The organism is Streptomyces sp. NBC_01224 (assembly GCF_036002945.1).
Classification (GTDB): Bacteria; Actinomycetota; Actinomycetes; order Streptomycetales; family Streptomycetaceae; genus Streptomyces.
Map to the genome: position 1 here is coordinate 6419843 of NZ_CP108529.1, position 23112 is coordinate 6442954.

24 protein-coding genes are annotated in these 23112 nt (G+C 70.5%); 13 read left to right on the forward strand and 11 right to left on the reverse strand.

The annotated features are described in order from the left end of the window. Positions 1-91 precede the first annotated feature (91 nt). Both OG609_RS28865 and OG609_RS28870 read right to left on the reverse strand, forming a co-directional pair. Complete coding sequence (locus OG609_RS28865) at positions 92-457, reverse strand: DUF4190 domain-containing protein (RefSeq protein ID WP_327275500.1); 366 nt, start codon at positions 455-457, stop codon at positions 92-94. Between the two features lie 140 nt (positions 458-597). Continuing rightward, entirely contained in the window at positions 598-1209 is a 612-nt protein-coding gene (locus OG609_RS28870) for a TetR family transcriptional regulator (protein ID WP_327275501.1), read from the reverse strand. A 230-nt stretch (positions 1210-1439) separates the two neighbouring features. Here OG609_RS28870 and OG609_RS28875 point away from each other — a divergent pair, with 230 nt between their 5' ends. The 3 genes from OG609_RS28875 to OG609_RS28885 all read left to right on the forward strand — a co-directional run bounded on the left by OG609_RS28875 (position 1440) and on the right by OG609_RS28885 (position 4672). Then, positions 1440-2771 carry a glycosyltransferase family 4 protein gene (locus tag OG609_RS28875; protein WP_327275502.1) on the forward strand — a complete coding sequence of 444 codons (1332 nt, stop codon included), beginning with the start codon at positions 1440-1442 and terminating at the stop codon, positions 2769-2771. A gap of 63 nt (positions 2772-2834) precedes the next feature. Continuing rightward, positions 2835-3602, forward strand: coding sequence for a class I SAM-dependent methyltransferase (locus tag OG609_RS28880; protein WP_327275503.1), 768 nt, complete (start codon positions 2835-2837; stop codon positions 3600-3602). After that, positions 3599-4672, forward strand: coding sequence for a prenyltransferase (locus OG609_RS28885; protein ID WP_327275504.1), 1074 nt, complete (start codon positions 3599-3601; stop codon positions 4670-4672). The genes OG609_RS28880 and OG609_RS28885 overlap by 4 nt, the downstream gene beginning before the upstream one ends. Here the strand turns inward: OG609_RS28885 and OG609_RS28890 are convergent. Further along, entirely contained in the window at positions 4669-4959 is a 291-nt protein-coding gene (locus tag OG609_RS28890) for a hypothetical protein (RefSeq protein ID WP_327275505.1), read from the reverse strand. The two genes, OG609_RS28885 and OG609_RS28890, sit on opposite strands and share 4 nt — an antisense overlap. Positions 4960-5125: 166 nt before the next feature. Between OG609_RS28890 and OG609_RS28895 the strand changes: the two genes are divergently transcribed. The 4 genes from OG609_RS28895 (at position 5126) to OG609_RS28910 (ending at position 8267) form a co-directional block, all read left to right on the forward strand. After that, positions 5126-5680, forward strand: coding sequence for a hypothetical protein (locus OG609_RS28895; protein ID WP_327278215.1), 555 nt, complete (start codon positions 5126-5128; stop codon positions 5678-5680). A gap of 41 nt (positions 5681-5721) precedes the next feature. Further along, positions 5722-6498: a maleylpyruvate isomerase family mycothiol-dependent enzyme gene (locus OG609_RS28900; protein ID WP_327275506.1), complete on the forward strand. Its 777-nt coding sequence runs from the start codon at positions 5722-5724 to the stop codon at positions 6496-6498. Between the two features lie 115 nt (positions 6499-6613). Continuing rightward, positions 6614-7690, forward strand: a complete 1077-nt coding sequence (locus OG609_RS28905) for a PHP domain-containing protein (RefSeq protein WP_327275507.1) — start codon at positions 6614-6616, stop codon at positions 7688-7690. A 4-nt stretch (positions 7691-7694) separates the two neighbouring features. Beyond that, on the forward strand, positions 7695-8267 hold the full coding sequence (locus OG609_RS28910) for a VOC family protein (protein ID WP_327275508.1): 573 nt from the start codon (positions 7695-7697) through the stop codon (positions 8265-8267). Here OG609_RS28910 and OG609_RS28915 read toward each other — a convergent pair. The 4 genes from OG609_RS28915 to OG609_RS28930 form a co-directional block, all read right to left on the reverse strand. Further along, a complete protein-coding gene (locus OG609_RS28915) occupies positions 8260-9267 on the reverse strand; it encodes an LLM class F420-dependent oxidoreductase (RefSeq protein WP_327275509.1) in 1008 nt (335 codons plus the stop codon). The two genes, OG609_RS28910 and OG609_RS28915, sit on opposite strands and share 8 nt — an antisense overlap. Positions 9268-9387: 120 nt before the next feature. Then, complete coding sequence (locus tag OG609_RS28920) at positions 9388-10182, reverse strand: hypothetical protein (RefSeq protein ID WP_327275510.1); 795 nt, start codon at positions 10180-10182, stop codon at positions 9388-9390. Positions 10183-10401: 219 nt separating this feature from the next. Next, on the reverse strand, positions 10402-11340 hold the full coding sequence (locus OG609_RS28925) for an N-acetylmuramoyl-L-alanine amidase (RefSeq protein WP_327275511.1): 939 nt from the start codon (positions 11338-11340) through the stop codon (positions 10402-10404). Positions 11341-11441: 101 nt separating this feature from the next. Further along, positions 11442-12098 carry a class I SAM-dependent methyltransferase gene (locus tag OG609_RS28930; protein WP_385651236.1) on the reverse strand — a complete coding sequence of 219 codons (657 nt, stop codon included), beginning with the start codon at positions 12096-12098 and terminating at the stop codon, positions 11442-11444. Positions 12099-12153: 55 nt separating this feature from the next. Here OG609_RS28930 and OG609_RS28935 point away from each other — a divergent pair, with 55 nt between their 5' ends. From OG609_RS28935 to OG609_RS28945, 3 genes are all read left to right on the forward strand, one after another. Beyond that, positions 12154-12300: a hypothetical protein gene (locus OG609_RS28935; RefSeq protein ID WP_327275512.1), complete on the forward strand. Its 147-nt coding sequence runs from the start codon at positions 12154-12156 to the stop codon at positions 12298-12300. 418 nt (positions 12301-12718) lie between these two features. Then, positions 12719-12964: a DUF6281 family protein gene (locus tag OG609_RS28940; protein ID WP_327275513.1), complete on the forward strand. Its 246-nt coding sequence runs from the start codon at positions 12719-12721 to the stop codon at positions 12962-12964. Positions 12965-13024: 60 nt separating this feature from the next. Continuing rightward, positions 13025-13330 (forward strand): phosphotransferase, encoded by a 306-nt coding sequence (locus tag OG609_RS28945; protein ID WP_442818085.1) that lies wholly within the window; start codon positions 13025-13027, stop codon positions 13328-13330. Between the two features lie 95 nt (positions 13331-13425). Here OG609_RS28945 and OG609_RS28950 read toward each other — a convergent pair whose 3' ends face one another. The 3 genes from OG609_RS28950 to OG609_RS28960 are packed head-to-tail and all read right to left on the reverse strand — an operon-like array spanning position 13426 to position 17107. Beyond that, positions 13426-14769 (reverse strand): M20/M25/M40 family metallo-hydrolase, encoded by a 1344-nt coding sequence (locus OG609_RS28950; protein WP_327275514.1) that lies wholly within the window; start codon positions 14767-14769, stop codon positions 13426-13428. Beyond that, the gene (locus OG609_RS28955; RefSeq protein ID WP_327275515.1) at positions 14766-16154 is read right to left on the reverse strand and encodes a cytosine permease; all 1389 of its coding nucleotides are present in this window, start codon (positions 16152-16154) and stop codon (positions 14766-14768) included. The genes OG609_RS28950 and OG609_RS28955 overlap by 4 nt, the downstream gene beginning before the upstream one ends. Beyond that, the gene (locus OG609_RS28960) at positions 16154-17107 is read right to left on the reverse strand and encodes a DUF1177 domain-containing protein (RefSeq protein ID WP_327275516.1); all 954 of its coding nucleotides are present in this window, start codon (positions 17105-17107) and stop codon (positions 16154-16156) included. The genes OG609_RS28955 and OG609_RS28960 overlap by 1 nt, the downstream gene beginning before the upstream one ends. 154 nt (positions 17108-17261) lie before the next feature. Here OG609_RS28960 and OG609_RS28965 point away from each other — a divergent pair, with 154 nt between their 5' ends. Then, positions 17262-18089 carry an IclR family transcriptional regulator gene (locus tag OG609_RS28965; RefSeq protein WP_327275517.1) on the forward strand — a complete coding sequence of 276 codons (828 nt, stop codon included), beginning with the start codon at positions 17262-17264 and terminating at the stop codon, positions 18087-18089. A gap of 79 nt (positions 18090-18168) precedes the next feature. Further along, positions 18169-18897 carry a dipeptidase PepE gene (gene pepE, locus OG609_RS28970; RefSeq protein ID WP_327275518.1) on the forward strand — a complete coding sequence of 243 codons (729 nt, stop codon included), beginning with the start codon at positions 18169-18171 and terminating at the stop codon, positions 18895-18897. Here the strand turns inward: pepE and OG609_RS28975 are convergent. After that, the gene (locus OG609_RS28975; protein ID WP_327275519.1) at positions 18860-20656 is read right to left on the reverse strand and encodes an MFS transporter; all 1797 of its coding nucleotides are present in this window, start codon (positions 20654-20656) and stop codon (positions 18860-18862) included. The genes pepE and OG609_RS28975 overlap by 38 nt on opposite strands. A gap of 271 nt (positions 20657-20927) precedes the next feature. Between OG609_RS28975 and OG609_RS28980 the strand changes: the two genes are divergently transcribed. Next, positions 20928-23105: an acyl-CoA dehydrogenase gene (locus OG609_RS28980; protein ID WP_327275520.1), complete on the forward strand. Its 2178-nt coding sequence runs from the start codon at positions 20928-20930 to the stop codon at positions 23103-23105. Positions 23106-23112: the final 7 nt, after the last annotated feature.

Consider the following 23112-nt stretch of genomic DNA (forward strand, 5'->3'; position numbering starts at 1 on the left):
GCCCGGAAAGCCGAAGCCGCGCCGGGGAACCGGATCGTACGGTTCCCCGGCGCGGCCGGTACGCGGTGCGCGGGTCCTGGGCGGTGGCCCGTCACATCGCGCTGATGCCCTGGACGGTGGCCACGATGATGCCGAGCACGGCGAACGCGATGCCGACGCCACCCATCACGATGCCGGCGACCGCCTGGCCGCGGCCGCCGCCCTCGCCCCGGTCGGCCATGCGCCTGGCCGAGATGCCGAGGCACAGCGCGATGATCGGCAGGATGATCGGGATGAGCACCAGGCCGAGGATGCCGAGCACCATCGAGGCGGTCGCCTTGCCGCTGGGCAGCGCGGCACCACCGGGGTATCCGTAGCCGGCCGGCGGCTGGGCGCCGTAGCCCGGTACGCCTCCCGGGTATGCGCCCGGGGCCTGCGTCCCCGCCGCGCCGCCTGCACTGCCTGACTGGTCAGCCATGTCTTCCTCTCCATCGGTGCTGGTCATGACCATGTTAAGGAGAGGTCTGTGGCCTTTCCGGGCAGAGCGGTGAGGGACGTGTGACGAAAGATCGTTCAGGACGCGACCCGTCAGGACGCGACCCGTCAGGACGCGACCCGTCAGGACGCGTCCCGGGGTGCCGTCACGTCGATCAGCCGGCACACGGTCTCGATGTCTATCTTCACCTGGGCGATCGACGCCCGCCCCGACAGCCAGGTGATCAGCGCCGAGTGCCAGGTGTGCTCGATGACCCGGACCGCGGACAGCTGCTCCGGCGTCGGGTGCTCCAGGCCCATCGCGTCAAGGATGATCGCCGTCGTGATCCGCGAGACGGTGTCCACCTCCGGGCTGACACTGCGGTCCGCGAAGGTCAGAGCCCGCACCATCGCATCCGCCAGATGCGGTTCGCGCTGCAGTGCGCGGAACGCCCGCATCAGGGTGTCGGCGACCCGCTGGGCCGCGTCGTCCCCGGCCGGGGGGCGCTTGTGCAGCGTCGTGTGCATGTGCTGGAGCTGGTCCTGCATGGTGGCGACCAGCAGATGGATCTTGGACGGGAAGTAGCGGTACAGCGTGCCCAGGGCGACCTCGGCGGCCTCCGCGACCTCACGCATCTGCACCGCCTCGAATCCGCCCCTGCTGGCGAGCTGGGCGCTGGCGTGCAGGATGCGGCGGCGGCGGGCCTCCTGCCGCTCCGTCAGGGGCGGCGATGCCGGCTTGGCTTCCGCTGTCATGTGTCCCCATCCATGGCTTCTGTCCCCAACCGGAGGGAGGCGCTCGGTCTCCCGGCGGCGCACAGCATGCCAGGGTGGCCGGTCGTGGCGCGAATCACCTGATCCGGCCGTTGCGCCGACGCTACCTGCCGGTAGATTCGTAGCTCATTGAACGATCCAGTCTGAAACTTGTTCTAGATTAGCGTGAGCGGTTACGCTCCGGCGAACACGCAGTGAGAAGGGGGCCGAGTGTGACCGCTGAGGCCATAGAGACGGGCCCCCGCACGGGCAGCGACACGCCGGGCGCCGCCGGCGACCGTCCGTTGCGCATCGCACTCCTCACCTACAAGGGCAACCCGTTCTGCGGCGGCCAGGGCGTCTACGTACGCCACCTCGGCCGCGAGCTCGCCCGCCTCGGTCACAGCGTCGAAGTGATCGGCGCCCAGCCCTATCCGGCGCTCGACGAGGGCGTCCCGCTCACCGAGCTGCCGAGCCTGGACCTCTACCGCCAGCCCGACCCCTTCCGTACCCCGAAGCGTGGCGAGTACCGGGACTGGATCGACGCCGCCGAGGTCGCCACCATGTGGACCGGCGGCTTCCCGGAACCCCTCACCTTCAGCCTGCGCGCCCGACGCCATCTCGCCGCCCGCCGCGGCGAGTTCGACGTCATCCACGACAACCAGACCCTTGGATACGGGCTGTTGGCGGACCTCGGTGCCCCGCTCGTCACCACGATCCACCACCCCATCACGGTCGACCGGCAGTTGGACCTGGACGCCGCCGAGACCCGTCGCCGGCGCGCATCTGTCCGCCGCTGGTACGCCTTCACCCGCATGCAGAAGCGGGTAGCGCGCCGGCTGCCCTCGGTGCTCACCGTCTCCGGCTCCTCCAAGCAGGAGATCGTCGACCATCTCGGGGTGCGAGGGGACCGTATCCACGTCGTGCACATCGGCGCGGACACCGACCTGTGGTCACCCGACCCGTCGGTCGCCGAGGTTCCCGGCCGGATCGTCACCACCTCCAGCGCCGACGTCCCGCTGAAGGGCCTCGTCCACCTCGTCGAGGCGCTCGCCAAGCTCCGTACCGAGAACCCGCAGGCGCACCTCGTGGTCGTCGGCAAGCGGGCCGAGGACGGGCCGGTCGCGCAGGCCATCGAGCGGCACGGACTCCGGGACGCCGTCGAGTTCGTCAAGGGCATCAGCGACGCCGAACTCGTCGACCTGGTGCGCAGCGCCCAGATAGCCTGCGTCCCCTCCCTGTACGAAGGCTTCTCGCTGCCCGCCGCCGAGGCCATGGCCACCGGCACGCCCCTCGTCGCCACCACCGGCGGTGCGATTCCCGAGGTCGCGGGCGCGGACGGCGAGACCTGCCTGGCCGTCCCACCCGCCGACGCCGGTGCGCTGGCCGAGGCGCTCGCCCGGCTGCTCGGCGACCCGGAACTGCGGTCCCGGCTCGGCGCCGCGGGCCGCGCCCGGGTGCTCTCCCGGTTCACCTGGAAGCAGGCCGCCATCGGCACCGCCGCCCTCTACCGCGAGGCGATCGCCGCCCGCGCCGGTATCGCGCGCCCCGGCGACCGTCGTTGACACCGCCGCCCGACCTCGTCGTCCCCGCCCACTGATCCCCCTCGACCGCGAAAGCAGGCATTCGTGCTGACCGTGGACTTCACCCGCTTCCCGCTCGCCGCAGGTGACCGAGTGCTCGACCTGGGCTGCGGCGCCGGACGCCACGCCTTCGAGTGCTACCGGCGCGGCGCCCAGGTCGTGGCACTCGACCGGAACGGCGAGGAGATCCGCGAGGTCGCGAAGTGGTTCGCCGCGATGAAGGAGGCCGGGGAGGCCCCCGAGGGCGCCACCGCCACCGCGATGGAGGGTGACGCGCTCAATCTGCCGTTCCCCGACGAGTCCTTCGACGTCGTGATCATCTCCGAGGTGATGGAGCACATCCCCGACGACAAGGGTGTGCTCGCCGAGATGGTCCGGGTCCTCAGGCCCGGCGGCCGGATCGCGATCACCGTGCCGCGCTACGGCCCCGAGAAGGTCTGCTGGACGCTCTCCGACGCGTACCACGAGGTCGAGGGCGGCCACATCCGCATCTACAGGGCGGACGAACTCCTCGGCAAGATCCGCGGCGCCGGTCTCAAGCCGTACGGCACCCACCACGCCCACGCCCTGCACTCGCCGTACTGGTGGCTGAAGTGCGCATTCGGGGTGGGCCGCGACGGCAAGGACGCAGCGCTGCCGGTCCGCGCGTACCACAAGCTGCTGGTCTGGGACATCATGAAGAAGCCGGCCGTCACCCGGGTCGCCGAGCAGCTGCTCAACCCGGTCGTCGGCAAGAGCTTCGTGGCGTACGCGACCAAGCCGCACCTGCCCGTGGCCGCCGCTGCCGAGGACCTCTCCAAGGCCGAGGCGTGACCACTCCCGAGCAGACCGAACACCTCGTCCTGCCCGGAGTCCTCACCGCCGAGCAGGCCGTCGAGACCGTCGCAGCCCTCCTCGCCGCGCAGTGCGAGGACGGTGCGCTGCCCTGGTTCCGCGGCCACCACCTCGACCCGTGGGACCACACCGAGGCCGCCATGGCCCTCGACGCGGCCGGCGAGCACGCCGCCGCGGAACGTGCGTACGACTGGCTGGCCCGGCATCAGAACGAGGACGGCTCCTGGTACGCCGCGTACCACGACGGAGACCCGGAGCAGCCGACCGACCGCGGTCTGGAGACCAACTTCTGCGCGTACGTGGCCGTCGGTGTCTGGCATCACTACCTCGCCACCGGCGACGACACGTTCGTCGACCGGATGTGGCCGACGGTCTACGCCGCCGTGGAATTCGTGCTCCGGCTCCAGCAGCCCGGCGGCCAGATCGGCTGGAAGCGCGAAGCCGACGGAACGCCCGTCGAGGACGCGCTGCTGACCGGCTGCTCCTCCATCCACCAGGCGCTGCGCTGCGCACTCGCCATCGCCGAACGGCGCGAAGAGCCGCAGCCCGACTGGGAGCTGGCGACCGGTGCGCTGGCCCACGCGATCCGCAACCACCCGGAACGCTTCCTGGACAAGAGCCGCTACTCGATGGACTGGTACTACCCGGTCCTCGGCGGCGCGGTCACCGGAGCGGCCGCCAAGGAGCGGATGGAGGAGGGCTGGGACCGCTTCGTGGTCCCCGGCCTCGGGGTGCGCTGTGTGCTGCCCAATCCGTGGGTGACCGGCGGCGAGAGCTGTGAACTCGCCCTGGCGCTCTGGGTGATGGGCGAATCCGACCGGGCGCTGGAGATCCTCCAGTCCATCCGGCATCTGCGCGCCGACGGCGGCATGTACTGGACTGGGTACGTCTTCGAGGGCAACCGGGCGTTCTGGCCGGAGGAACTCACCACCTGGACCGCCGGTTCGCTGCTGCTCGCGGTGGCCGCACTCGGCGGCGACGAGGCGACCACCGAGGTCTTCAGCGGCGAGCACCTGCCGCGCGGGCTGGAACCGGACTGCTGCGGCTAGTGCCGGATGCGGGCGGCCACCGCGTGACCCACGAAGAGGTAGACGACGGCGGCCAGCCCGTATCCGGAGACCACCCGCGCCCACGCCTCGTCGAAGGTGAACAGGTCGTACGACCAGCCGGCCAGCCAGCGTGCGGTGTGCTGGACGACATTCACCAGGTCGTTGCCCCGGTTGGCCTCCAGCAGGTACATCAGGATCCACAAGCCGATGACTAAGGCCATGATGTCGGCCACGACGGCTATGACACGTGCTGCGGTGGTGCTTCTCGTTCCTGTTCGAGGAGACATGGGGTCCGGGTTGCCGTTTTCCGGCGGGAGAAACCCGGACGGCGGCTCCGAGTGGCACGACGCCCGGGGCCGGGCGAGCCTTGCGGAGAGTGCCGAGAGGCGTCACTCACCGTAAAGATCGCCGTGATGCGCCCGGCCAGGGAGGCCCGCTGTGACCAGTTCCGCCGTGAACCGTCCCGTACCGCTCCGCCGTCTGCTCGTCTCGCTGCTGCTGTCCTGCGCCGTGCTGGTGGGCGCCACCGCGTGCGGCGGCGGCAACGAGAGCAAGACCGCGAGCAGCTCGGCGTCCCCGAGCGGCACGTCCTCGGCCGAGGCGCAGAAGTTCGCCAAGACGCGGTTCGTCGCCAACGCGGGGCTCGCGGCCGGTGCGACGTATCAGTGGATCGTGAAGCCCTACCGTGCGGGCAAGTTCAAGAAGGGCGCGGACGGACGGACGTTCGCTCTGGTCAAGGCCGGGCTCGCGGGCGGCTTCGCCTACAACCGGCTGAAGGCCGCAGTGGACAACGCCAAGGGCGACCCGCTGCTGTCGAAGGCGGTCGCGCCGCTGACGGCGGGCATCGAATCGCTCAAGGGCCTCGGCAGCAAGCTCCGCAAGGGTGAGGCGGGCGCGGGCGACATCGGCGCCTTCGAGAGCGTGATCGGCGGCATCAAGGACGCGGGCAAGAGCGCGGGCGCCGAGGTCAAGGACAAGGTGCCCACCAGCTCGCAACTCGGCGGATAACCGATGGGATCCCGGCCCTTGACCTGACTAGGGTGCGTCTCATGAGCGCACTCCCACATGACCTCTACTGTGACGAAATCATCGGCCGCACCGACGCGTTGAGGGCGGCGATCAAGGACGCCGACCTCAACGCGACCGTCCCGACCTGCCCCGACTGGACCCTGCGCGATCTCGCCGTCCACGTCGGCCGAGCGCACCGTTGGGCGGGCGAGATCGTACGCACCCGGGCCACCGAAGCGGTCCCGCACGAACGAGTACCGGATTCCACACCCGAGGGCGACGACCCCGCCGTGCTCGACGCCTGGCTGGCGGAGGGCGCGGCGAAGACCGTCGAGTCGCTGCGCGCGGCCGGCCCCGACCAGAAGGTGTGGTCCTGGGGCTGGGAGCGGAGCACCGGCTTCTGGGCCCGGCGCATGGCGCACGAGACGATCGTCCACCAGGCCGACGCGGCACTCACCGCGAAGACCGGTTACGAGGTGGCCCCCGAGCTGGCCGCCGACACGATCGAGGAGTGGCTGGAGATCGTCGCCTTCATGCAGGCAGCGGGCAACAAGGAGGCCGCCGGACTGACCGGAACCGGGCGCTCGATCCATCTGCACGCCACGGACGCGCCGGGTGCCGAGTGGCTGATCGAGTTCGGTGAGGACGGCTTCACCTGGCGGCGCGCCCACGAGAAGGCGACCGTGGCGCTGCGGGGTCCGCTCACCGACGTCATGCTGGTCTTCAACCGGCGCCTCGCTCCGGACAGTGACCGGGTCGAGGTGCTGGGGGACGCGGAACTGCTGGACTTCTGGCTGGAGCGTGCGGCGTTCGGCTGAGCCCCCACCGGCCGCTGCCCGCTGTGCGGTCCCCGTCCGCTGTGCGGGCGCGGCGGTGCTGAGCCAAGCTGGAGAGGACAGCCCGTAGTGTCCGGCGGCCCCTGTGGAGGTGCCGATGGAGCCCGTCCGCGCCCTGAAACGGATCGCCTTCCTGCTGGAACGCGGCAGGGCCGACACCTACCGCGTGCAGGCATTCCGTACGGCCGCCGACGTGGTGGCGGCGATGACGGACGGCGAGGCCGCGCAGCGGGTGGCGGACGGCTCGCTGGAGTCGGTCAGGGGCATCGGGCCGAAGACCGCGCAGGTGATCCGCGAGGCGGTGGCCGGGGAAGTGCCCGGCTACCTGGAGCGGCTGGAGGAAGAGGCCGCCGCCCCGCCCCCCGAGGGTGGCCGGAGTCTCCTTGCCCGGCTGCGCGGCGACTGCCATCTGCACTCCGACTGGTCGGACGGCGGCAGCCCGATCGAGGAGATGGGCCGCACGGCGGCGGAGCTGGGCCGTGAGTGGGCGGTCCTCACCGACCACTCGCCCCGGCTGACCGTGGCGAACGGGCTCTCCCCGGAGCGGCTGCGCCGGCAGCTGGATGTGATCGCCGAGCTCAACGCGGGCTGGGCGCCGTTCCGGCTGCTCACCGGCATCGAGTGCGACATCCTCCCCGACGGCGCCCTCGACCAGGAGGAGGAGCTGCTGGAGCAGCTGGACGTCGTGGTGGTCTCCGTACACTCCGAACTACGGATGGACGCTGCCCCGATGACCAGACGCCTGCTCGCGGCCGTCCGCCATCCGCGGGCGAACGTCCTCGGGCACTGCACCGGGCGGCTGATCACCGGCCGGGGCCGCCCGGAGTCCCGCTTCGACGCGGACGAGGTCTTCGCCGCGTGCGCGGAGGAGGGCACGGCGGTGGAGATCAACAGCCGGCCCGAACGGCTCGACCCGCCCCGCCGGCTGCTGCGCCGCGCCGTTGCCGCGGGCACCCTGTTCTCCGTCGACACCGACGCACACGCGCCCGGACAGCTGGACTGGCAGATCCACGGCTGCGCCCGCGCCGAGGAGTGCCGCGTCCCGGCGGAACGCGTCATCACCACGTGGTCGGCCGACGAACTGCTGGCCTGGTCGCGCGGGGGCACGACCCCGGAGCGGGCCCGCTCCGGGGCGGACGGGGCGGTCTGCGCAGCCCCGGGACAGGAGCGGTGAACCCATGACGGCCACAAGCGTGCGAGGCATCGACCACATCGGGGTCACGGTCCCCGACCTGGAGACTGCCACCCTCTTTCTCGTCAGGGCGTTCGGCGCCGAGGTGCTGTACGACACCCTGCGCCGCCAGGACCGTCCGCAGGGCGGGCCGGACGTCGAGCGGCGGCTCGGAGTCCCCGCGGGCACACAGCAGTTGGCGATCCGGATGCTGGCCCTTCCCGGCGACGGCCCGGGCATCGAGCTGTTCGAGTTCCAGGGCCCCCGCCGGGAACCACCGGTGCTGCCCTGCGACTTCGGCTGGCAGCATGTGGCGCTCTACGTCGACGATCTGGACGCGGCCGTGCGGGACTGTGTGGCCGCGGGAGCCTCGCTGCTCGCGGAGGCGCAGCCGCTGCCGGGCCCCGAAGCGGGGGAACGCAACCGGTTCGCATATCTGCGCACCCCATGGGGCAGCACGCTGGTACTCCTGACGTACCCCGACCCCCAGCCCTGGGAGCGCACCGCGCCACGACGGCGGGTGCGGCCCGCGCCGGTCGGCACCAGTGCCTGGCCGACGGACCCGGCTCGGCCTAGTTGAGCTCCGCGAGCACCCGCAACGTCCGCGGGTCCGGTGCCGTCACCAGCAGATCGGTCACCGGCCCCTTGCGCCACAACTCCAGCCGCTCCGCGATCCGTTGACGGGGTCCGACGAGCGAGATCTCATCGGCGAACGCGTCCGGCACGGCCAGCACCGCCTCCTCCTTGCGCCCTTCGAGGAACAGCTGCTGGATCCGCCGCGCCTCCTCCTCGAATCCCATCCGTGCCATCAGATCGGCATGGAAGTTACGGGCCGCGTGCCCCATCCCCCCGATGTAGAAGCCGAGCATCGCCTTCACCGGCAGCAGCCCCTCCGCGACATCGTCACAGACGTGCGCGCGGGCCATCGGCGCGACCATGAAGCCGTCGGGGAGATCGGCCAGCGACGCCTCGTACACATCGGTGCGCAGCGGTGACCAGTACAGCGGCAGCCAGCCGTCGGCGATCCTCGTCGTCTGCGCGATGTTCTTCGGCCCCTCCGCCCCGAGCAGCACGGGCAGCCGGGACCGCAGAGGATGGGTGATCGGCTTCAGCGGCTTGCCCAGACCGGTGGCGTCCGGACCGTTGTACGGGTGGGAGTGGAAGCGTCCGTCCAGCTCAACGGGGGCCTCACGGCTGAGCACTTGGCGGATGACGTCGACGTACTCGCGGGTCGCGGTCAGCGGGCTCTTCGGGAACGGCCGCCCGTACCAGCCCTCCACCACCTGCGGCCCGGACAGCCCCAGGCCGAGCATCATCCGGCCGCCGGAGAGATGGTCGAGGGTCAGGGCGTGCATGGCGGTCGCCGTCGGGGTGCGCGCCGCCATCTGCGCGATACCGGTGCCCAGCCGGATGCGGGAAGTGTGCGCGGCGATCCAGGTCAGCGGGGTGAACGCGTCGGAGCCCCAGGCCTCTGCCGTCCACACCGATCCGTACCCCAGCTCCTCCGCCTCCCGGGCGAGCTCCAGATGGGCGGGGTTCGGGCCGCGGCCCCAGTAACCGAGCGCGAGTCCGAGCCGCATTCCGCTGCCTCCCACCATCTCTGATGCAACGTCAGATCATTGACGCACGGACGGAGAGTACGACAGCGGCCCCTCGCCCGGAAGGGGCGGGAGGCCGCTGTCGTACTACGGAAGCGTGACTCAGCCGCGCTGGATGCCCGTGGTGTCCTGGAGCACACCACGACGGCCGTCCTGGGTCTGGGCGATGAGGCCCGGACCGCGCTGCTCCACCGCGAGGTACCAGGTGCCCGGCGCCAACTCGGCGATCGGCGACGGCGAACCGTCCTCCCCGTACAGCGGGCGGGCCACCGGCACCGCGAACCAGAACGGCGTGAAGTCACCGGTCGGGGTACCGGCCGCCGGAGCCGGCTGGGCCTGCTGCGGCTCCGGCTGACCGGGCTGCGGCTGACCGGCCTGCGGCTGCGCACCGTACGGCTGCGGCTGCCCCGGCTGTGCGCCGTACGGCTGCTGCTGTGCGCCGGGGTAGCCGTATCCCTGGCCGGGCTGCGGCTGGCCGCCGTACGGCGACTGCACGGCCTGCGGACGCGGGGCACTTGCCAGCGGGGCCTTGAGCGCGGGGACCAGCGGAGTGGCGATCGCGCCCGCGGCCAGCGCCAGGGCGGCGATCAGGCCGAGGATGAGACCCGCACCGGCGTCGACCTGGCCGAGGTCGATGATCGTCCAGAAGAGGTTCCAGGCGGTGAAGACCGTAGCCGCGACACCGAACTGGCTGAGATCCAGACCCGCGACCTTGCGGGGCTGGGGCTGCGAGCGGGACAGGATGATCAGTGCCGCACCGGCCACCCCGACCATGTAGACACCGATCGCGTTGCCCAACGACTCCCAGGCGTTCGGCGCACTTACGTTGAGGTCGCCGTAGGAGAAGTAATCGAGGAAAGAGGCGATGAACAGCACGACCGCTGCTCCGATCACCACGCCATCGCCTCGAGTGAGGGAGCGGATATTCACGTGAAGGTCCTTAGTCGATCGTCTCGTCGGGGCGGTCGTCGCTGCCACCGGTAGGGCGGGCACGGCGCGAAGCTCGGGGGCGGCTCCCCATCGTACGGATGAATCTATCGTCTGCCCGGGCAGGTTGTGTCCCTGCCCGGACCTTGGACGCACTTCCCCCCAATTTCGCCTCAGAACTACCTCTTGCTACCCGTTCAGATAGCTGCTGATGCCATCGGCGATGCCCTGCGCCGCCTTCTGGCGCCAACTCGCACTGGTGAGCAGGGCGGCGTCCTTCGGATCACGCATATTGCCGCATTCGATGAACACTTTGGGCACGGTCGACAAATTCAGTCCGCCCAGGTCCTTGCGGATGTCCAACCCGGTATTGCCGCCTACGTAATTGGAAGGTGCACTTCCGGTATCGCGGACGAAGAGACCAGCGATCCGGGTGCCGAGATCGCGCGACGGCTCGACGATCTCCGAGGTGTTCGCCGCTCCACCCCGTACCAGCGCGGGAAGGATCACATGGAAGCCGCGATTGCCGACCGCGGAGCCGTCCGCGTGCACCGAGACCACCGCATCGGCCTTGGCGTTGTTGCCGATCCGGGCCCGCTCGTCGACACAGGGCCCGTACGGGCGGTCGTTGTCGTACGTCAGCACGACCTTTGCGCCCTGCGCCTGCAGGAGCGTACGCAGCCGGTGCGACACGTCAAGGGTGAACTGGGCTTCCGCGTAGCCGGAGTTGGTCGAGGTTCCGGTGGTGTCGCACTCCTTGTACGTGGTGCCGATGTCCACCTGGCGGTTGATCTCACGGGTGTGCAGATGGTTGTTCGGGTTGTGGCCGGGGTCGATGACGACGGTCTTGCCGGACAGCGGCCCGGACGCCCGGCCGGACGTGGACTTCGACGGTTTCGCGGACGCGGTGGGGGAGGCGGACGTCTTCTCCGGCACCGGAGCGCTCGTCGACGGCGGGGGCGGCGGCGACGCGGCGGTGCTACCGCTGCTGCCCGGCAGGGACTGTGCCCCGCCGCCGGCACCGTCTGCGCCGCAGCCCGCGGCACTCAGGCACACGGCTGCGAGCATGGCGGCGGCGAGCAGGGGCCGGCGGCGTGGGGTGGGGGGAACGCTCTCGTCGTACGGCACCCCGCGATGCTATCGGGGCGCCTCGGACCGACCGGCCCGAAGACCGGTACCCGACCGGGACCCGGAGACCCGCACCCGACCGGGGCCGTATCCGGCTGCCCTCAGATCCCCGGTCCCGTGCGCCGCAGCACCCGCAGCGAATCCGTCACCGAGACCTCGGTGAACGCACCGGAGGCCAGAGCCCGCAGATAGACGCGGTACGGAGCCTGGCCGCCGTGCGCGGGGTCCGGGAACACATCGTGGATCACGAGCAGCCCGCCATCGGCGACATGCGGCGCCCAGCCCTCGTAGTCACCGTTGGCATGCTCGTCGGTGTGACCGCCGTCGATGAAGACGAAGCCGAGCTTCCCGCCCCAGACGGCCGCGACCTGCGGAGACCGTCCGACCAGTGCCACGACATGGTCTTCGAGACCTGCCGCGTGCAGGGTCCGGCGGAACGTCGGCAGCGTGTCCATCCGGCCGACCTCCGGGTCCACCACGGTCGGGTCGTGGTACTCCCAGCCGGGCTGCTGTTCCTCGCTGCCGCGATGGTGGTCGACGGTGAGAGCGGTCACGCCGGCCGCCCGGGCGACATCGGCGAGCAGGATGGTGGAGCGCCCGCAGTAGGTCCCGACCTCAAGGATCGGCAGCCCCAGCGCGGCGGCCTCGACGGCGGCCCCGTACAGCGCGAGTCCTTCGACCACCGGCATGAAGCCCTTGGCGGCTTGGAAAGCGGCGAGAATCTCGGGCTCGGGCTCGGCGACGGACTCGGCGGGCACGGGTTCCTCCTGGTGGGGACGGTCTACGGGGCGTGCGTTTCGACGGCGCCCCATCGTGCCGTACGCCCCTGCCGACGGCATCGGTGGGGCGTCCCGGATACCGCAGGCGGAACCGGCCGAGGCTTTGGCCGCTCTCGCGGCGGTCGACGACATGTTCACGCCGTGGTCCGAAACGGGGCGGTGGCGCGACAAGGGAACCTGATCCGGGTTGCTGACGTCCACTTGGCGCGAAGGTCGTCGACCTGCCTGGGCAGGTGCTCGCTCCTCGGGCCGGATGCGGCGCTCACCAGGGCTGCCCCGGCCGACCACGAGCACGCACGAGGCCTGACACATCAACGGGGCCGGGGCATGTCGGTTCGGGATACGAGGGCCTCACCATGTGCACGAATCTCGTGTTCACGCACAACGAAGGCAAGGACTCCCGGCAAGGGAGACCTCGCTCTTCGCCGCATCTACCGAGGGGTGAACGGATGAGTTCGACCGGACGAGCCGCGGGCGCGCTATTGGCGGCGGCCATGGTGATGTCAGCAGCCGCGTGCAGGGCCGACAGCAGTAGCGGTGGGGAGGAATCGGCTTCCTGCGTCAACCGGTTCACCTACCAGGACCGATCGTATCGGGACGTGGCGAACGTGGACTTCACGGTCGGGAAGAAGCTCGGTATTGCCACCAAACCACCCTGTGACGACACCGGAGGCCAGGACAAGAACGAGGAGCCGGTCACGACGGAGACCGCATACGAGGTGGACGGCATCTCTCCCGAGGTGGCCATCGCCATCGGGGCGACACCCGAGGAAACCACGGTCTTCGCCGCTTACTCCGGCTCAGAACTTCCGCCCGAGGTGGAGAAACTGATCGGCGGTTCCTGATGCGGAGCGCGGGCCCGGTGTGGCGTCAGTTGTCCGCCGTGAGTCCCCGGACTACCAGAGCTGCTTCCTGCACGGGACTTCCATCCTGACAACGACCTCTTCACAGGCACCGGCGATGGCCCGGAGGTCAGCGCTGTCGTCGATTGGGTGGAGACCTCCTGGGGGCCGGCCGACTTGGACGTAGCCCACCGCTCGACGGCCCTCGCTCTGCTGCACAGTGTTCCCGCAGGCATGCAATTCGCCGACCGCTGCGTTGTTAGGGGAGGGGCCTTGGCCGAAGATCGCGGTCCGCGGGCACCCCGCCGCCGCGTGCACGCTCTGCGTAGTCCTTGGCAGCCGTTTCAGCGGCGGTGCACAGAGTTGTGATCAAAATGCCGTACGCCCCCGCCGAAGGCATCGGCGGGGGCGTACGAGGGGTGAGCCCGGGTCGGGGCGCCCCCGGCAGGGCTGCGATATGGAGGTCAGCAGCTCTGCCAGAGCCGGGTCATGACGCGGACGCCGAAGCGCAGGCCCTCCAGCGGGACGCGTTCGTCCACGCCGTGGAAGAGACGGCCGTAGTCCAGGTCGTGCGGGAGCTTGAGGCCCTTGAAGCCGAAGCAGCGGATGCCGAGGTGCGTGAAGGCCTTGGCGTCGGTGCCGCCGGGGTTGCAGTACGGGACAGGGTGGCCGTCCGGGTCCTCGGCGCGTACGGCTTCGCACATGGCGTCGACCAGCGGGCCGTCGAACGTCGTCTCCAGCGCGATGTCGTGGTTGACCCACTCGCGGGTGACCGAGGGGAGGAGGAGCCTGTCGATGGTGTCGATCAGCTCCTGCTCGTGGCCGGGGAGGAAGCGGCCGTCCACCCGGGCGGTCGCCTTTCCCGGGATGACGTTGGTCTGGTAGCCCGCGCTGAACATGGTGGGGTTCGCGGAGTTGCGGAGCACCACCTGCATGAAGTCGGAGACCGGGCCCAGCCTGGCGAGGCTGCCCTCGATGTCGCTCTCGTCGAACTCGACACCGTAGAGGCGGGCGGCCTCTTCGAGCAGGGCGCGGACCGGTTCGATCAGGCGGATCGGGAAGGTCTCGCGGCCGATGCGGGTCAGTGTCTCGGCGAGGTCGGTGACGGCGTTCTCGTCGTTGGGGGACGAGCCGTGGCCGGCCCGGCCGGTGGCGGTGAGCTCCATCCAGGCCATGCCGCGCTGGGCGTTCTCGATCGGGTAGAGGCGACGCGTGTCGTCGATGGCGAAGGAGAAGCCGCCGCCCTCGCCGATCGCCTCGGTGACCCCGGCGAAGAGCTCCGGCCGGTGCTCGACCAGCCAGTGGGCGCCGAACTTCCCGCCCGCCTCCTCGTCGGCGAGGAAGGCGAGGACCAGGTCGCGCGACGGCTTGGTGCCGGTACGGGCGAAGTGGCGGGCGGTGGCCAGCATGACAGCCACCGTGTCCTTCATGTCGATCGCGCCGCGCCCCCAGAGGTAGCCGTCGCGGATCTCGCCGGAGAACGGCGGGACCTGCCACTCGGAGGCGTCGGCGGGTACGACGTCCAGATGGCCGTGGACCAGGAGGGCGCCGCGCGTGGGGTCGCCGCCCGCGATACGGGCGATGACATTGGCGCGGCCCGGGGCGGACTCGACCAGTTCGGAGTCGATGCCCACCTCGGCGAGGCGGCCCACCACCCAGTCGGCGCTCGCGCGCTCGTTGCTGGTGGGGTTGGAGGTGTCGAACCTGATCAGTTCGGCGCAGAGATCGATGACCTCGTCCTGGGCCTCGTCGGAGGCCGGGACGAAGGAGGTGGCGGCGCCGGGGGTGGTGGGGTCGGGGGTGGTCATGCTGCTCCCACAGAGGTTGTAGCGCGGGCGGCGGGGGCGGCGGCGTCCTCGTCGTCCAGGGCGGAGGTGCCGTACGGCTTCACCCAGCCCAGCAGGCCGAGGACGCTGTACAGGATGAAGGCGGTGGCCAGCGAGTTCAGGGCCGGTATGCCGCCGTCGTAGAACTTGCCGACGCAGAACGCCGCGATCCAGATGACCAGGGACATCGGCACCCAGGTCGGCGAGGACTTCGGCAGCGTCTCCGCCTCTCGGGTGGCGTCCAGCGGTGCCCGCATCCGCTTCACGACCCAGTACTCGGCGACGATGATGCCGCCGATCGGCGGGATCGCGACGCCGAGGATGGAGAGGAACTCGGTGAAGTGGGTCATGATCCCGACCGCGGACAGGACCGTGCCGGCGACGCCGAGGACGATCGTGACCGCGCCGCGGTGGATCCGCTTGCCGAAGACGACCTGGAAGAAGTTGACGACGCCGAGCGAGGAGCCGTACAGGTTCCAGTCGTTGATCTTGGCGGTGGACATCAGGACCACGATGACGCCGAAGGCGCCGGAGGTGGAGAGCACGATGTGCGACACCTCGTTGCTCTTCACCAGATGGCCGAGCAGCACACCGGTCATGCCGACGATGTACTCGGAGAGGATCATCGACGAGGCGCTCTGCAGAAAGACGTGCGAGCCCTTCCTGTTGTAGCGGGTCATCTCGGGGGCCACGATCGCACCGGTCATGAAGCCGCCCGCGATGGCGGTCGCGGCGACGGCGAGCGGGATCGTCTGGCCGGGGGCCGGCGAGTGGATCAGCTCGCTGATGGAATGGTCCTTCAGCGTCGAGATGATCGACCAGGCGACCATCGCGAAGAAGAGCGGCGTCACGATCTTGGCGAAGACGGCCATGTACTTGAAGCCGAAGATCACCAGTGCGGTGATGGCGATGCCCGCCAGTACGCACCACATCCAGGACGGGCCGCCGACCAGAGCCGAGACGCTGTTGCCGAAGATCGTGTTCTGGACGCCGAACCAGCCGACCAGGCTGACCGCGATGACAAAGCTGACCAGCGCCGAGCCGTTGCGGCCGAAGCCGACCCAGCGGGTCAGCATCGGGGTCGCCAGACCCTCGCGCATGCCGGCCAGACCGATCGCGAAGATCACGATCTCCAGGATCACCGCGCCGAGCGTGAAGGCGAGGAAGGCGTCCCCGAAGGTCATGCCGACACCGATGGTGGCGCCGAGGGTGAACTGCGAGATCGAGCCGGACTGGGCCAGCCACTGCAGCAGCATGGACCAGAAACCGAACCGCTTGTCACGCGGGACACGGGAGAGCGCGTAGTCGTCGCTGCCGATGCTCTTGGCCTCGGGGGCCACGGCCTCGGCCTGCGGGGCGGCTGCCATCAGGACTCCTGGGGTGTACGGCCGAAGGTCTGCAGGTGAGCCAGCGACCCGTAGCGGTTGACGAGGTTGTCGAACTCCACCGCGTCGTGGAAGTCCAGGTGGCCACTGCCGTAGGCCTTGGCGACCTCCACGGCGTAGCGGGCGGCGGACGCGATGTCGCTCTCGTGGCTCGCGCCCGTACCGCAGCCCGGTACCGCGGCGGCCGAGGTGATGGCCAGGCCGACGACCGGGGCGGCCGTCGCGGTGGAGGGCTGCAGGATCGAATTGATGTGGTGTGCACCATTACCGTACGGGGTGATGTCCTGCGTGGTCACCGGGTACGTGACCAACGGCTCACCGGTCACCACGGCCAGCAGCTCGCCGAGTTGCTCGCTGACCCGGAGCACCCAGCCCTCCTTGACGGTGGGCGACAGGGCGAGGCCCTTGTGGTTGATGATCCGGTTGCCCTTGGTGGTGTCGATGGAGAGCACGGCCTCCATCTCGCCGGTCACCTCGTGGCGGTTCATGGTGGCGATGTCCACGGGCGAGCCCATGAACGGCACCGGGTCGTGCGGTTCCGTCGGCGCGTCCGGGCAGATGTGGGTGGCGACGATCACATCGCCGGGCAGCACATCGCCGCGGCGGCGCATGTCGAGCAGCTTGGCGGCGGTGGCGATCGCGGAGACCGCACCGTCGGCGTCGGAGACCATGCCGGTCACCTCGGGCCGGGCGCCGATGCCGCCGAGCCGGCCGACCACGCCCAGCGTGCGGGCGCTGCCTCCGGACGTACGCCCTTGTGCGCCCGGGATGCGGACCATCACGAAGTCCGTCGAGCCCCGCTCGCCGGCGACCGTGGTGACCTGCGCCGACGATCCCTCGGCCCCGCTGACGGAGTCGAGGTACTCGGCGACCGTCTTGCCATTGACCTGGGGATCGTCCAGCAGATCGACGATGTCCAGCACGTACTTCAACATGGGGCCCTACTTTCTCGCTCATCCGGGCACCCGGGCCGAGGCGCTCGACGGGGGAAGCGCGGGGCGGGGTGCTGAGGCAACATTCGGGATCGGATAGCGTTGAACGCAACTGTTTCCCGTTATTTGCAATTCAGGTCTGAATGGTGAGATGACGATGGCGGACTTCGATCTGGACCGGCGCACGCCCGCAGGGGCGCTGCAAACCGTCGACCGGGCGCTCCTGGTGCTGCTCGCCTTCGAGCGGACCCGGCCCGACTGGGGCGTCACCGAGGTCGCCGAGGAGTTCGGCTGGGACACCTCGGTGGCCCAGCGACTCCTCGCCACTCTCGCCGGGCGCGGCTTCCTGGTCTCGGACCCGGTCACCCGCCGTTATCGCATCGGCCCCGCCGTGCTGCGCCTGGGCAGGCTCTGGGAGCGTTCCGGATCGCTGGAACTGCTGGCCGGGCCGGTCCTGGAGGAGCTGCGCCGGGTCACCGGCGACACGGTCCTGTTCTGCCTGCCGGACAGCTTCCACATGCGGTGCGTCGCCGCGGAGGAGGGGGAGGCCGGGCCGCTGCGCTACTACCCGCTGGTCGGCGAGCTCTACCCGGCGCACGCCGGGGCGACCAGTAAGTCGTACTACGCGTATCTGCCCGACGAGCAGCGCCACCGGCTCTTCCGGGGGCGCCCGATGGCCCGCTTCACCGACCGGACCGTCACCGACCCGGACCGGCTGGAGGAGGAGTTCCTCAAGGTCCGCGCCCAGGGGTACGCCTGGACGGTCGGTGAGTACGACACCGGTATCGCGACCGTCGCCGTACCGGTCTTCCTCGGGCGCGAACCGTACGGGAGCCTCAGCCTCGGCGGTGCCGAGGAGCTCTTCTGCGGGGCTCCGGAGGACCGGCTCGACGCACTGCGCCACGCGGCCCAGCTGCTGGAGAGGCGGCTCACCCAGCCTCCGCAGCGTCCGAAGCCCCGCGCCCGGCGCACGCGCACCACCTGACCAGAAGAGAACCCTTCGCCAGAAGAGATCCCTCGCCCGAAGAGAAATCCTCGTGCGAAGAGAACCCAAGAGGAACCTCGTGAATCTGCTGCTGCTCTCCAACTCCACCCAGTACGGCTGCGGTTATCTGGAACACGCCCTGGACACCGTCACCGCGTTCCTGCCCTCCGGCGCCCGACTGGCCTTCGTTCCGTACGCGCTCGCCGACTACACCGCGTACACCGCACGCGTCCGCGACGCCCTCGCCCCCTCCGGTATCAGCGTCCGAGGGGTCCACGAGAACGCCGACCCGGTCGCCGAACTCGCCGCGTCCGACGCCGTGTTCATAGGCGGCGGCAACTCCTTCCGGCTGCTGAGCGCGCTGTACCGGACCGGTCTGCGGGACGCAGTGATCGAAGCGGTGCGCGACGGGCTGCCGTACATGGGGGCCAGTGCGGGTACGAACATGGCGGCGCCCACCCTCCGTACCACCAACGACATGCCCATCGTGCAGCCGCCGTCCTTCGAGACGCTCGGCCTCGTCCCGTTCCAGATCAACCCGCACTATCTGGACCCGGACCCGGAGAGCACCCACAAGGGGGAGACCCGCGAGGAGCGGCTCACCGAGTTCCTCGAGGAGAACGACGTGCCGGTGCTCGGCCTGCGCGAGGGGTCATGGCTGCGGGTCAACGGGCGCCAGGCCCGGGTGCAGGGCGCCCGCCCCGCCCGGCTGTTCACCCGCGGCGCACAGCCGCAGGAGCTGCCGGTGGGGTCGGACGTCTCTCATCTGCTCACGACGACACCGCGGTTCGACGCTCCGGTGCGCTGACCGTCAGCACCAGATCGGCATCGACCGGCAGCCCGTTGCCCGGGTAGGCCGCCGGGTAGGCGCGCGGCGCGTATCCGGCGGCCGATCCGGCCAGCACGAAGCTGCCGCCGGACGGGGCAGCCAGCACGTAGTGGCCGTCCTCGTCCGCCACGGTGAGACCGGCCTGCCGGCCCCGGTGGTCGATCAGCGTGACATTGGCGCGGGCCACCGGCGTACCGTCCGTGTCCAGCACCCGGCCGCGGAAGCCGCCCGAACCGGTGACCGGGCGGGATGCGGAGAGCGCGGGGGCCGACGCGTCGTCTTCGCTGCTCGCCAGCAACGCCGGGCGCATCGCATCGCGCTGCGACGGCAGGAACGCGGCCAGTACCAGCCCGACCACCACCGCGCCCGTCGCGATCAGGAACGAGATGTGGAACCCCTCCATCGAGGGCAACGACACCCCGCCCGTCCGCACCGAGGTGTTCGCCAGCACCATGCCGATCACGGCGCTCGACACCGACGTACCGATCGACCGCATGAGGGTGTTCAGACCGTTGGCCGCACCCGTCTCGGACGGATCGACGGCCCCGATGATCAGTGCGGGCAGCGAGGAGTACGCGAGTCCGATACCGGCCCCGAGCACCACCGCGATCACGATGGTCTGCCAGGCGGCGCTCATGAGCCCGAGCCCGGCCCCGTAACCGATCGCGATGATCAGCATGCCGAGCATCAGCGACACCTTGGGGCCGCGGCGGGCGGACAGCCGGGCGTACAGCGGGGCGACGAACATCATCGTCAGACCGAGCGGCGCCACGCACAGCCCGGCGACCACCATCGACCGGCCGAGTCCGTACCCCGTCGACGTCGGCAGCTGGAGCAGCTGCGGCAGGACGAGCGAGACGGCGTAGAAGGCGACCCCGACCATGATCGAGGCGAGGTTGGTGAGCAGCACCTCGCGCCGGGCCGTGGTCCGCAGATCGACCAGTGGCGCCGGGCTGCGCAGCTCGAAGAGGCCCCACAGGACCAGGATCACCAGGGCGGCGGCGATCAGACCGAGCGTGGTGCCCGAGGTCCAGCCCCAGTCACTGCCCTTGGTGACGGGCAGCAGCAGGCAGACCAGGCCGAGCGAGAGCCCGAGCGCGCCGACGATGTCGAACCGTCCGGGGGCGCGCAGCGTGGTCTCCGGCACGACGAGGACGGTGAGCACCATCGACAGCACACCGAGACCGGCCGCGCCGAAGAACAGGGTGTGCCAGTCGGAGTGCTGGGCGACCAGCGCGGCGGCGGGCAGCGCGAGTCCGCCGCCCACCCCGATCGAGGAGCTCATCAGCGCCATCGCCGAGCCGAGCCTCTCGCGCGGCAGCTCGTCGCGCATGATGCCGATGCCCAGCGGGATGGCGCCCATGGCGAAGCCCTGGAGCGCGCGTCCCACGATCATGACCACGAGATCGTCGGTGAAGGCGCATATCAGTGAACCGATCACCATCACGGCGAGGCTGGCGAGCAGCATCTTCCGCTTGCCGTAGAGGTCGCCGAGCCGCCCCATGATCGGGGTCGCGACGGCGCCCGCCAGCAGGGTCGCGGTCATCACCCAGGTGGCGTTGGACGGATCGGTGCGGAGAAGGGTCGGCAGATCCTTGATGACGGGGACGAGCAGGGTCTGCATCACCGCGACGGTGATACCTGCGAAGGCGAGCACGGGGACGACACCGCCGCCCGCCCTGCGCATCCGCGGATCGGGGAGTTCCCCGGCGTGCTGTTCGTTCGTCGTCTGTGGCATACGTGCGGCCTCCGGGCGGCGTGATCGAGGGTCTGAAGAGGCGTGCGGGGCCTGTGGCGGGCAGCACCGACCGCCAGGTGTGTGCAGCGTGAAACCTTCCGCATGTCCGAGGTATTCCGGTGAACGGGGTACGAACGGGACACGGCTGCGCACCCGGCCCCGAGGCATGCGGCGATCCGGCCGCCATCGGACCACTCCGCTGACCTTCCGTCAGATTGAAACGTGTTCTACTCTTGCGCCGTTCCAGTGGCTGCGACCGGCGAGGATCCGCATGGGCATCGGAATCACCGAAGAACAGAGGGAGTTGGCGCAGGCCGTACGCGGCTGGCTGGCGCGCACCGTACCGCCACAGGAGATACGCAAGCTCCTCGACGCGGATGCCCCCGGTACCCCCGGCGTGCGCCCCGGGTACTGGGACGGCCTTGTGGAACAGGGCCTTCTCTCCATCCATCTGCCCGAGGCGCACGGGGGCGGGGGCGGCCGGCTCCTCGATCTGGCCGTGGTCCTGGAGGAGGCGGGCCGGGCTGCGCTCCCCGGCCCGTATCTCGCGAGCGCCCTCGCCTCCTGCGTACTGCACGCGTCGGGGGCGGGCGCGCTGGTGCGTGACCTCGCGGACGGCACGCGTATCGGCGCCGTCGCGCTCGGCCCCGGCACCTTCACCGCCGTGGAGCACGAGGACGGTCATCTGCTCGACGGCGCGGCCCCGCCCGTCCTCTCCGGCGCCGATGCCGACCTGCTCCTGCTCCCCGCCGAATCGGCCGCCGGCACCCTCTGGTTCGCCGTCGACGCCGCCGCGGAAGGGCTGACCATCCGCCCGCACCACAGCGCCGACCCGACCCGTCCCACGGCTGAGATACGTGCCGAGGGCGTACTCGTCCCCGCGGAACATGTCGTGCGGGCCGACACCGCACACGTACGCGACCTCGCCGCTGTCCTCTTCTCCGCCGAAGCGTGTGGAATCGCGGCCCGGGCGCTGGACACCGCGGTCGAATACGCCAAGGTCCGCGAACAGTTCGGCCGCCCCATCGGGCAGTTCCAGGGCATCAAGCACCTCTGTGCCGACATGCTCGTACGGGTCGAGCGGGCCCGCGCGCTGGTGTGGGACGCGGCCCGCGCCGCCGACGAGGAGGAGCCGGACGTACGGTCCATGGTCACCGCCCTCGCCGCGTCGGACGCCCTCGACGCCGCGTACGGCTGCGCCAAGGACTGCATCCAGATCCTCGGCGGCATCGGCTTCACCTGGGAGCACGACGCCCATCTGTATCTGCGCCGGGCCCTGGTGGCCCGGCAGCTGCTCGGGGCCGGCGACGCCCACCGGCTGCGGGCCGTACGGCTGGCCGAGGGAGGGGCACGTCGCGAACTCACCCTCGAACTCCCCGCCGAGGCCGCAGTCCACCGGGCCGGGGCGCGCGAGGCCGTCGCCGTCGCCCGCGGCCTCGACCCGAAGGCCGCCCGCCGCGCCCTCGCGCCGACCGGCTACGCGGCCCCGCACCTCCCCGCCCCCTACGGACTGGGCGCCGGTCCCGTCCAACAACTCGCCATACAGCAGGAGTTGAAGGAACAGGGAGTGAAACTGAGCGACCTCGGGATCGCCACCTGGGTCGTCCCCTCGCTCATCGCCCACGGGACGGCGCAGCAGCAGGACCGCTATCTGCTGCCCACCCTGCGCGGCGAACTCCTCTGGTGCCAGCTGTTCTCCGAACCCGGCGCGGGCTCCGACCTCGCGTCGCTCCGGACCAGGGCCGAGCGGACGGCCGAGGGCTGGCGGATCAACGGGCAGAAGGTGTGGACGAGCGCCGCCCAATGGGCCGACCACGGAATTCTGCTGGCCAGGACAGATCCGGACGCCCCCAAGCACCAGGGGATCGGCTACTTCCTCGTCGACATGAAGCACACCGAGGGCATCGACATCCGCCCGCTGAAGGAGATCACCGGCGACTCGCTCTTCAACGAGGTGTACTTCGACGACGTTCTGCTCCCCGCCGACGCCCTCGTCGGCGAGATCGACGACGGCTGGCGGGTTGCCCGCAATACCCTCGGCAACGAACGCGTCCACATGGCCGACCAGATGACCTTCGACACCGGCCTTGAAGCACTGATCGCCCGCTCCGGCGAACTCGACGGCACGTACCGGGCCCGTATCGGGACACTCGCCGCCGAGGCCCACGCACTCGCCTGCATCGGACTGCGGACCACCCTGCAGCAGGTGTCCGGTCTCGAACCCGGTGCGGGAGCCTCCATCCGCAAACTCGTCCAGACCACCCACCAGCAGAAGGTCGCCGAACTGGCCCTCGAACTCCTCGGCCCGGCCGGCGCGGCCGGCGAAGGGGCGGCGGAGCGGGCCGTGCACGGCTTCCTGATGTCCCGCTGTCTGACCATCGCGGGCGGCACCACCCAGGTTCAGCTGAATGTCGTCGCCGAGCGCATCCTCGGCCTCCCGCGCGATTGAAGGGACT